We start from the raw sequence: 10,725 nt of genomic DNA, 5'->3' as shown, positions 1-10,725 counted from the left end.
AACTCCCGACCACGCAGTCATTACTGTTCAGTTCCGTTGGCCCATACGAAAGAAGGCGGCGGATGAACGCGAACGGATCGGCGCAAGTCGCCCTCGCGGCACGGTTCGAGGAGCACAGGCCCCGGCTGAACGCGGTCGCGTACCGCATGCTCGGCTCGTTGAGCGAGTCCGAGGACGCGGTGCAGGAGGCGTGGTTCCGGCTGAGCCGCACCGAGGCGGGACCGGACGCGGGTGAGGTGCAGAACCTCGGCGGCTGGCTCACCACGGTCGTCGGCCGCATCTGCCTGGACCTGCTGCGCTCGCGGCAGTCCCGGCGCGAGGACTCCCTGGACGCGTCCCTGCAGACCTTCGGGGACACGCACATCCCCGACCCGGTCGTGACCCGCGTGGACGTGGTCGACCCCGAGCAGGAGGTGCTGCTCGCCGACTCGGTGGGCCTCGCGCTCCTCGTCGTACTGGAGACGCTGGCGCCCGCCGAGCGGCTCGCGTTCGTGCTGCACGACATGTTCGCCGTGCCCTTCGACGAGATCGCACCCGTCGTGGAGCGCTCGGTGGCGACGACCCGGCAACTGGCCAGCCGGGCGCGGCGCCGCGTGCAGGGTTCCACGCCGGCCGCCGAGACCGACGTCGCCAAGCAGCGCGAGGTCGTCGAGGCGTGGATGGCCGCCACCCGCTCCGGCGACTTCGACGCGCTGCTCGAACTCCTCGACCCCGACGTCGTGTTGCGCGCCGACACCGGCGAGCTCGCCTCGGGCCTGTCGAAGGTCGTCCGGGGCATCTCGGCCGTGGCCGGGCAGGCGAAGATGTTCGCGCCGCACGCCGCGGAGAGCCAGTACATGGTGCTCATCAACGGCATGCCGGGCCTCATCGGGCTGCCCGGCGGCCAGGCGGTCTCGCTGGGGTCGTTCACGGTGGTCGACGGCAAGATCGTGGAGATCAACATCCTCGCGGACCGCGAGCGGCTGCGGCGTCTCGACCTTCCGGAGATCCCGACCCACGATTCCTGACGTCGGCCCGTCGGCCGGGCGAGGGCGGGCCCGGCCCCGTCACGGTCCCTCTACCCCCTCCCGCCCCTCGCGTCCGCCGCCGTGCGTCCGCCGCACCACGCGCAGCAGGTAGTCCTTGCGGTGGAGCGGGTCGTGGTCCGTGCGGCGGCGCGCCGGGACCGTGCCGCTCCGTACCGGCTCGTAGTGGTCGAAGGCGGTCTCCAACTCGCCCTCGCCGCGCGTCAGTCCGGGCAGCAGCTGCTCCAGGGCGTGCACGTGCCGGGCGGGCACGTCTCCTTCCAGGCGGTACGAGGCGCCGTCGGCCGAGGGCGTGTGCGGGACGGCCCGCAGCCGGGCGAGGGCGGGCAGGACCGCCCCGACCGTGTCGGCGGGCACGTCCAGCAGGAAGCGGTGCATCGGTTCGTGCACCGTCGTGCCCGCCGCACGCAACGCGTCCATCAGGACGAGGGGCGTGAGGTTGCGGAAGTCGCCCGCGGTGCTCGACATGCTCTTGTCGAACGTGCCGTGGGCGTGGCTCTGCCGCGGCCAGTACCCGGCGTGCGTCATCGTGACCGCGCAGTCGGGGACGCGCCAGCCGTGGATGCCCTGCAGCAACGTCTCCCCGACGGTCTCCTCGACGGCACGGAAGAACGCGTACGGCATCGAGCCGAGCTCGACCCCGAGCCGGAACGTCACACCGGCGCCCACCGGTGCGGGCTCGACCCTGAGGCCGACCGTGGCGAGGAAGGGGTTCGGCTCCTTGTCGATGATCTCGAACGCCGAACCCGTGCCCACGACCCGCTCCACGCAGATCGTCGTGGTCTCGCGGAAGGAGACGTCGAGGCCGAAGTCGGCGGCGAGCGTCGCCTGGATGACCTCCTTCTGCACCTCGCCGTAGAGCGAGACCGACACCTCCCCGCGGATGGCGTCCTGCCGCAGGCCGATCAGCGGGTCCTGCTCGGCGAGCTGGGTGACCGCGAGGTGCAGGGCGCCGCGGTCGGCGGGGCGCAGCGGGGTGACGACCGTCTCCAGGGTCGGCGGCGCGAAGAAGCGGCCGCAGGGGTCAACTCCCGTACGCGGTACGCCGATCACGTCCCCGACGCGGACGTCGCCGAGCCCCCAGAGCCTGCCGATCTGCCCCGCACGGACCTCCGCGGCCCGCACGTCCTCGCCCCGATCGAAGACGCGCACGGCGGTCACCTTGCCCGCGCCCTCTCCGGCGTCCGCACCGTCGCCGTACAGCACGCTGTCCCGCGTGCCGACCGTGCCCGAGAACATGCGTACGTACGCGATCTTCTCCCCGGCCGCGCCGCGCTCCACCTTGAAGACGCTCCCGGAGACCGGTCCTTCGGCGTCCCCGGCGGTGGCGGGCAGCAACTCGCGGATGCCGTCGACGAGTTCGGGCACGCCGGAGCCGTTCGCCGCCGAGCCGAAGAAGACCGGGTGCACGAGGGTGTCGCGCGTCTGACGGGCCAGTTCGGTGCGCAGCCGCTCGTACGGGAGGGGCGCCGCGCCGTCCACGTACGCGGCGAGGAGCGCGTCGTCGTGACCGGCGAGCACTTCGGTCAGCCGGGCGACGAAGTCGACGTCGCCGTGCGCCGCCGTGCAGCGGGCCGCGCGCGTGCCGAGGCCGTCGACCGTGCCCATCGGGACGATGTCCGGGGTGAGCCGCGCGGCGATGTGGTCGAGGACGCCCTCGTACCGGGCGCCTCTCCGGTCGGTCTTGTTGACGAAGATCAGGGTGGGGATGCGCAATCGACGCAGCGTCCGGAACAGGACGCGGGTCTGCGCCTGGACGCCCTCCACGGCGGAGACCACGAGCACGGCGCCGTCGAGCACGCTCAGGACCCGCTCCACCTCGGCGATGAAGTCCGGGTGGCCGGGGGTGTCGATGAGGTTGACCGTGACATCCGTGGTGGGGATGACGAAGGAGACGACGGCGGATTTGATGGTGATGCCGCGTTGCCGCTCCAGGGCGAGCGAATCGGTGCGGGTGTTGCCGTCGTCGACGCGGCCGATCTCGTCGATGACACCGGCGGTGTGCAGGAGCCGCTCGGTCAGGCTCGTCTTACCGGCGTCGATGTGGGCCAGAACACCCAGGTTCAGCATGTGCGGGGCAGATGAATGCACGTACCGTCATGTCCTTTGCGGAAGTGGAAGTTCCTTTCGTGTGGGACATGCACGAACGCCGCATTTCCGTCTCCTCCGCAGATTCCGCCGGACCCTCGCCGACGCGCACCAGTGCAGCAGCCGGGCGTCGGGCGCGGCAAATGATTTACCGAGGGGGCGCGACCGCAGCAAAAAACCGCACCCGGTCCGGCACGGACGCCTTCGCTCGATGACGGCGAGGGCGACGTGCGGACCGGGTGCGGTCACAAAGGCGAGTGACCCGCGCATGCGCGGGCCGGCGACCCGGTGCGGGTCAGGCCTTCTTGGTCTCTTAGTAATGGGCCGGGTCGGTGACCTGCGGGGATGTTTCGCGCAGGGCGCTGACCTGGCCCTTTGGTGATGGGTGGCGATGGGGTGCGACGGTCTTGAGCGGGTGTCTTGCGGACTGGGTGCGGACTGACCGCTGTGCCTCCCGCTAGGAGTCGCCATCGTCGGCACGTACGGCGAATAGCACCCGCTCCAGGGTGGCGATGCGTGGATCCTCATCGCGACCGGCTCTATGGGCTAGGTCCAGCAATGCTTCGAGTTCGTCTTGCGCGGCGCGAGGGTGTCCGGCCTCCCACAGCAACTGGGCTCGCCGGTAGCGGAGGTCCCAGACAGAGTCGTGGTCCTCCCTTCGTGTGTGGCCCCAGCCCTCAGCCACAATCCCGAACTGCTCAGCACTCGCTGCTGGCTGCTCCGCTCTGCTCAGGCTCTCACCGAGGTTCTTGCGTGCCGTTAACGTTTCAGGGTGATTAGGCCCAAGCGTGCGGGCCCGACGCTCCACGACGTCGCGAAACCGTGCAATGGCCTCTGTGAGCTGTCCTTGGTTCCCTAGCGCCATGGCCAAGTTGTGGTTCATCGTCAGAGTTTCTGGATGGTCGTCTCCGAGGGCCGTGCAGCATGCGGCCAGTGCCTCGCGGTACTCCGTCTCCGCTTCGGCGAACCGTCCCTGATGGCCGAGTAGGAAGGCTAGGTTGCCCCAGATGGACAGGGTCTGCCGATGGTCGCGTCCCATGACACGGGTGCATGCTGAAAGGAGTTCACGGTACGCGGCCTCGGCTTCGGCGGTGGCTCCCCTGTCATCCAGGATACGGGCGAGGGAAAGCCGTGTGGCGAACGTCTCGGGATGCTCGGACCCGAGCCTACGCTGCTGGATCTCCAGAACTGCTGACTGCTCTTTCTCTGCCTCGTCGAGATTGCCCTGGATACGCAGTACCACAGCCAGGTTGTGGCGAAGCGTCAGTATGAGGGGCTGGTCGTCCAAGTGCTTTTTGGTAGCGCCCCTGAGTGCCTCGCGGTAGACCGCCGCCGCTTCTTCGAACTTTCCGAAGTCCTTCAGCGCAACCCCGAGGCTATTTCGGGCGGTGATTGTGTCGGTATGTGCCGGACCAGACCGCTGAAGCTCCTCGTCGGCAATTTCTCGCAGCTGGCCAATAGCCTCGCGCAATCTTCCACGCGCATGGAGAACGGTCACGAGATCGTGCTGGACATCGGAGCGTCCGGGGTCATCTTCGGGAAGAGCATTCAGCGCGCGGTGCAACTGTTCCTCTGCCTCGTCGAAGTGCCCCTGCTGCATTAGGAGGACACCGAGCGAGGAACGGGCACGCGCGACGTTCCTGTGTGAGCCGCCGAGCGTACGTTCCTGAAGATCCAGGACGTGGCGCATCTCAGATACCGCATCGTCTGTTCGGGCAATGCGCCCCAGAGACCTGGCCCACTCGAAACGGGCATTGAGTGTGACCGGATGTTGCTCACCGTGGCGTGCGATCGCTACTTCTAGGATCGCCTTGTACTCCGATTCAGACTGGCTCAACTCACCAAGTGAGCGCAGCGCCGCGGCATGGCTGTTGCGACCGACGAGCACATTGGGATGGTCATCGATGAGTTGTTCCCTCTGCGCTGCGGTCAACTCCGCAAAGATCGCCGCTGCACTCCTTGCGTCGAGTTCGCCTTGTCTAACGTGCAGCATGGCCAAGGTGTGGCGTGCGTCGAGCGTCTCGGGATGATCAGGCCCGAGGATTCGGGTTCGCGCATCCAGCACTGACCTGACCTCGGCTTCGGCCGATGTTAGATCTTCGCGCAGCATCAGGGTGGATGCCAAGTTCGCACGAGTGATCAACGTTGATGGGTGCTCGATCCCGAGAACCTCCTCTTCTAACTGGAGGACTTGGCGGAACACCTCCTCGGCGCGCTTGTTCTCCCCTTTGTCGCGCAGTGAGATTGCGAATTCGTGCTGGGCTTCGAGGACATCAGGGTGCTTTTCTCCCAACTCGGCTCGTAGCCCCTCCAGCACCAGTCTTCCCTCCGTGGCCGCCTCATCGATTCGTCCCATACTCCTGATGCAGATCGCACGGGCATGTCGCGAACGTAGGGTCTGAGCTGAAGTCGCGCCGAACAGTTGCGTTTCGTGGCGGATTACTTCGTCGTACTCGCGCTCAGCTTCTGCGAGCTTTCCTCGCTGCGACGCCACTCTGGCCAGTTCGTAGCGCACGGACAGCGCAGTGGGGTCAGATGCCCCCAATTTATCTATGCATTCCTCCACAATGCTTTCCAGTTCGGACTCTGCTGCCTTGAGGTCGCCCATCTCCTTTACAGCAATGGCCCGGTGCCTGCGGAGGTTAACTTTGGCCCAGGGATTGACTGCCGAAGAATTGCAGCGCTCCAGTCCTTCGTCTGCGAGTTTGCAGGCGGTCCCGTAATCGCCTCGGAAGTGCAGATACGACACGGCAACCCCGGCGCAGAGCAACACGGCTGTAAGGCGATCGTCGGCAGGAGCATCGGACCGCGGCGGCAAGCGACCTAGGAAGACCAGCCAGTGCGGCACAAGCCCCTGCCAGGCCGGCCAGGAACCCGGATCGCGCGGATTCTCAGAGTGGGGAGTGGCTACCACCAGCAGGTCCGCGGCCGAGTCCCACACCTCTTGGTAGTCCCCGGGCTCCGAGAGAAGGGGGGCGACCGATACCTCAGCCACCAACCGATGGATCTGGTGCACAGGTTCCGTCGAAAGCATGTCGACGCCTATGAGCCCGAACCTGCGCAGGCCACGGAGGGTCGTTCTGATGGTTCGCGGCGTCAGATCCTTGTGCCACATTCCGAGGCCAGCAATCGTGGACGCGTTGAGCAGGGCGTTGGGCAGGGAGGCAGCTGGGGCGAAGCAAGACAGCAATTGAAGCAGGCCGCGGGCGTGGACGGTACCCTGTCGTTCGAGTAGGGCGAGGGATAGCTCCCATGTGCCTGCAATGGTCCGGCGTGCTCGCTCCTCATCGCTGCGTAGATCCCCATAAACGCCTTCTGTCGCGTCATCGAGGAACAACGGGGAGTCGCCGAGCACATCGACGTACTCGGTGAAGGTCTGTGCCTCGGCCAATGGATCGCCGTGAGCCATCGCCAGGTAGGTGCCAGCCAGATGTAGTGCGAGTGGTAGGGAGCCCAGCCGGTCAGCCAGAGACCGGGCGGAATCTTTATCCCCCGCCTTGGGAGCGAGTTCCTGGAGGACCTGGCCTGCAAATTTGGTCTCCAAGACATCAAGTTGGTGAAATCGCGAAATCCTGTCGCCCCAAGACTGCTTGCTTCCGTCGCGCGTCGTGACCAGAACTCCGTGTGACTTGCCGAGAGGGGGCCTGACCCAGCCAGTAGCGTCAGCCAAGGCGGCACCGGGGCAAGACAGAACGTCGAGATCGTCGGCGTCGTCGAAGACGAGCAGCCACGGACGGTCCATGTTTGCCAAATGGCGCCAGACCAGATCGGCCGCCGGCCGTCCGCCCTTTTCCCAGGCGTGGGCAACGTGCTCGGCCTGGGCTCCTGCGAGGAGTGCGGCATGCCGCATCCCGTCGGTCACGGCCGCTGCGGATCCGGCCTGGATCCAGAAGACCTCGGCTCCAGCTTGCTTGGCTTGCTCAGCTGCGCTCAGGACGACCGTGGTCTTCCCCACTCCGCCCATACCGGACAGAACTTGGATACGTGGGTCGTCCATGGTCTGCGTGAGGGTGGTGAGGATTTTATCGCGGCCTAGCACGGCCTCCGGCAGCCTGCCGTAGGGAGCCTCTACCGAGCCGAGTGCGAGTAGTTCCTGGAGGGATGGTGTGGGGGCGGCAAGGCCCGCCGCCCCCACACCGAAATTGACCGGACCATGGAAATGTCCCCCTGGAGCATTGAAGCCAGTGGAGCCCATGACGCTGTTCGCGGTGGCGTCCCGAGGAGACTCGGACTGGCCCGTGCTCATCGTGCCTGCTCAGATTCGCCGAAGGACATGTTCACCTCGCCGTTGAATGTCGCCCCAGGCGCATTTAGTCCATGGGAGTCCCGCACGGTATTGATGGTGGTACCCGTGGGCTGGGCGAGCAGTGACAGCCACTCCTGCATCTCGCGGCGAAACTCCGGGTCAGCTGCGGCCTCGCGCCGCAGCGCCTCGCTGAGCAGGGTGACGGCAGCCTGATCGTTGCTGTTACGTGTGCTCAGGACGGTAACGGCTTGGGTGTCGTTGGAGAAGCGGCTCCGAAGGCGCTGCCAGAGATCCGTTACGACAGCGTCGCTCAGGCTTCCGCTGGCACCGCCAAGTGCCGCAAGCGCCAGCTCGGTGAACGCTAAGTCCATCTGCACTCCCGTGAGTTGTCCATTATCGTGTCGGAGGCCACTCTAGTGGTGTGGAGTCATGCTGGGTGGCGTCTTGCGAAGTACTGTGCGATCCGACATAGGTTAATCAGTACCAACTGCCTTTGATCTACTTCAGTTTGAGGTCGTGTACGGAACTTCTGACGCCCGGAAGTCCTGTTGCCGGCTTGCAAGGCCCCCAGGGTGCCTGTTGCTCGGATGTGATGTGCGGATCCATATTCAGGGGGTCTTCTGGACCGGTCTAGCGGTGTTTCGATTCATTCCCGCACCTCGCGAGGCTGCCCAGTTCCCTGCAGCAATTGGGTGCGTTGGTGTTGTGCCTATCAGGTTGAGTCGCGGTTTGCGTCGCGAGTATGTTCCCAGCCTTCTGTCACATTCTTGAACTGGTCTGCTGTTGATGGTGCCTGTCGCGCCCGGCTCAGGCCCTCGCTGAGATTCTTGCGCGCTGCCAGCGTCTCCGAATGACTAGGTCCAAGTGTGCGTGCCCGATGCTCTACGACGTCGTGGAACCGTGCGATGGCCTCTGTCAGTTTCCCTTGGTTTCCTAGGGTCATAGCCAGGTTGTGGTTCATCGTGAGAGTTTCTGGGTGATCGTCCCCGAGCGTCTTCTGGCATGCCTCCAGCGCATCGCGATACTCGGCCTCCGCTTCGGTGAACCGTCCTTGATTGCCAAGTAGGAAGGCTAGGTTGCCCCAGATAGACAGAGTCTGCCGATGCTCACGTCCCATGACACGGGTGCATGCTGAAAGGAGTTGACGGTATGCGGTCTCGGCTTCGGCGGTGGCTCCCCTGTCATCCAGAATGCGGGCGAGGGAAAGCCGTGTGGCGAACGTCTCGGGATGCTCGGGCCCAAGCCTACGCTTCTGGATCTCCAGAACTGCTGACTGTTCTTTCTCCGCCTCATCGAGATTGCCCTGGATACGCAGTACTACTGCGAGGTTGTGGCGTAGCGTCAGTGTCGGGAGTTGATTGTCGAAGTGCTTGCTGGCTGCATCCCTAAGTGCTTCGCGGTAGACGGACTCTGCTTCTTGGAGTTTTCCGAATTCCTTCAGTACGACACCGAGACTATTACGGGCATTGATTATGTCAGGAAGGGCAGCCCATGCCCAGTTCTGCTCCTCGCCGGTGGATTCGCGTAGCTGGCCAAGTGTCTCCAAGGAATTCTCTGCCAATTCGTAGGCCGTAGCGTAGTCCCCACGGAAGAACAGATAGGAGACGGCGTCGACGGACCAGATGAACGTGACGATGAGACGGACCTCAACTGCGACTTCCGACCTTGGTAACCGCCACATCAGGACCAGCCAGTGGGGGATGAGGCACTGCCAGGCTGGCCAGGCAGCGGGATCGTTAGGTGGGCCTAGTCGCGCAGAAGCCGCCACTATTAGGTCGGCGGCACCGTGCAACAACTCCTGGAGTTTTCTCGGCCTCGCGAGAAGGGATGCAAAGGACGCTTCGGCCACTAGTCGGTGAATCTGGTACGAGGGTTCCGCTGACTGCATGTCGACCTTGAGAAGGCCAAACCTATGCAGGCCATCAAAGGCCCTTTTGATCGCCCTAGGTGACGGCTCCGTTGGCCACATTCCCAGGGCCGTAATCGTGGCTGGGTCGAGAAGGGAACTGGGTAGGGGTGCGGTCGAGGCGAAGCAGGACAGCAACTGCAACAAGCATCGGGCCTGGATCATTCCCTGCTGTTCGAGGAGCAAGAGGGAGAGATCCCACGTACCAGAAATGGTCCGACGTGCCCGTTCCTCCACGCCGCGTAGATCTCCGTGTATGCCTTCGGTAGCCTCGTCGAGAAGCAGTGGCGAGTCGCCGAGTGCGTCGATGTATTCGGTGAAGGTCTGTGCTTCGGCTAGCGGGTCATGCTGTGCCGCAGCGAGGTAATTACCGGCCAGATGTAGGGCGAGCGGCAGGCAGCCAAGTCGATGGGCCAGAGCTCTGGCACTGTCTGCGCTGCCTGCCTCGGGAGCGAGTTCCTGGAGAAGGTGGCCTGCAATGCCGAGCTCCAGGACCTCAAGCCGATGGAACTGCGTGATCCGGCTTCCCCAAGACCGTTCGTTGCCGTCGCGTGTGGTGATCAGGACGCCCCGTGACTTGCCGGCTGGGGGTCTGACCCAGCCCGTGGCGTCGGCTAAGGCAGCTCCTGGGCAGGATAGGGCGTCGAGATCGTCGGCATCATCGAAGACGAGCAGCCACGGGCGATCCAGGGATGCCAGGTGCCACCAGGTCAGGTCTGCTGCGGACCGTCCGCCCCCCTCCCAAGCAAGGGCGACATGCTCAACTGGGGCTCCCGCGAGAAGAGCCACGTGCCGTAGGCCGGCGGCCACCGTCGCTGCGGATCCGCCCTGGATCCAGAAGACCTCGACTCCGGCTTTCTTGGCCTGCTCAGCTGCTATCAGGGCAACCGTCGTCTTGCCCACCCCGCCCATGCCAGAAAGGACTTGAATACACGGCTGGTCCGGTGCGTTGTACTGCGTAAGAGCTGTAAGAACCCTCTCCCGGCCCAGCACGGTCTCCGGGAGCCTCCCGTAAGGCGCTTCAACTGACCCCAGGGCGAAGTGTCTATGGGGGGACGGGAGCGGATTGGCGAGTTCTGGCCCTATGTGGATGTTAATGGTGCCGTGGAAATCAGCTCCCGGGGCGTTGAGGCCCATCGATGCTATGACACTATGCGTTGCTGCGTTCCGATTGGGCCTGGGGGGGTTTGTGGTCATGGCGCCTGCTGGGGCTGTCGGAAGGAGCTGGACCTGGACATAGCCCTGTTGAGCCTTGCCCCGGGGTCGGTGACGGAGCGGTCCGGAAGGTGCTGGAAATTCATCATGACAGCTTTGCGTGAACTTCCGTCGGCACCGTCCAATACTGAGGATTCTAGCTTGGCGACTACTAAGTACATCGATGCTCCCAGTGTTCCTCAAGAGAATCGCACCTGTGACCACTCTAGGGACGTCGGGCTATCTGGAGCGATATTTTGCAGGAG

At 64.8% G+C, this 10,725-nt stretch carries 5 protein-coding genes; 1 reads left to right on the top strand and 4 read right to left on the bottom strand.

Features of this window, described 5'->3' with window-relative positions:
• The first annotated feature begins 62 nt into the window (after positions 1-62).
• Positions 63-1,007, top strand: coding sequence for a sigma-70 family RNA polymerase sigma factor (locus ACFYO9_RS02475; RefSeq protein ID WP_358776864.1), 945 nt, complete (start codon positions 63-65; stop codon positions 1,005-1,007).
• A gap of 39 nt (positions 1,008-1,046) precedes the next feature.
• Here ACFYO9_RS02475 and ACFYO9_RS02470 read toward each other — a convergent pair whose 3' ends face one another.
• The 4 genes from ACFYO9_RS02470 to ACFYO9_RS02455 all read right to left on the bottom strand — a co-directional run bounded on the left by ACFYO9_RS02470 (position 1,047) and on the right by ACFYO9_RS02455 (position 10,402).
• Positions 1,047-3,095, bottom strand: coding sequence for a translation factor GTPase family protein (locus ACFYO9_RS02470; protein WP_358776873.1), 2,049 nt, complete (start codon positions 3,093-3,095; stop codon positions 1,047-1,049).
• 475 nt (positions 3,096-3,570) lie between these two features.
• On the bottom strand, positions 3,571-7,359 hold the full coding sequence (locus ACFYO9_RS02465; RefSeq protein WP_358776863.1) for a tetratricopeptide repeat protein: 3,789 nt from the start codon (positions 7,357-7,359) through the stop codon (positions 3,571-3,573).
• Positions 7,356-7,730 (bottom strand): hypothetical protein, encoded by a 375-nt coding sequence (locus ACFYO9_RS02460; protein WP_358776862.1) that lies wholly within the window; start codon positions 7,728-7,730, stop codon positions 7,356-7,358. Before ACFYO9_RS02460 ends, ACFYO9_RS02465 begins: the two co-directional genes overlap by 4 nt.
• 341 nt (positions 7,731-8,071) lie before the next feature.
• On the bottom strand, positions 8,072-10,402 hold the full coding sequence (locus tag ACFYO9_RS02455) for a tetratricopeptide repeat protein (RefSeq protein WP_358776861.1): 2,331 nt from the start codon (positions 10,400-10,402) through the stop codon (positions 8,072-8,074).
• Between the last annotated feature and the right edge of the window lie 323 nt (positions 10,403-10,725).

Source organism: Streptomyces sp. NPDC005863 (genome assembly GCF_042871345.1).
Lineage (GTDB): Bacteria > Actinomycetota > Actinomycetes > Streptomycetales > Streptomycetaceae > Streptomyces.
The sequence above is the reverse complement of the archived record's forward strand: the minus strand, read 5'-3'. Positions and strand labels throughout refer to the sequence as shown.

Coding starts and splice junctions, on each gene's coding strand:
- ACFYO9_RS02475 (WP_358776864.1), top strand. CDS start 63: ATGAACGCGAACGGATCGGCGCAAGTCGCCCTCGCGGCACGGTTCGAG.
- ACFYO9_RS02455 (WP_358776861.1), bottom strand. CDS start 10,402: ATGGGCCTCAACGCCCCGGGAGCTGATTTCCACGGCACCATTAACATC.
- ACFYO9_RS02470 (WP_358776873.1), bottom strand. CDS start 3,095: ATGCTGAACCTGGGTGTTCTGGCCCACATCGACGCCGGTAAGACGAGC.
- ACFYO9_RS02460 (WP_358776862.1), bottom strand. CDS start 7,730: ATGGACTTAGCGTTCACCGAGCTGGCGCTTGCGGCACTTGGCGGTGCC.
- ACFYO9_RS02465 (WP_358776863.1), bottom strand. CDS start 7,359: ATGAGCACGGGCCAGTCCGAGTCTCCTCGGGACGCCACCGCGAACAGC.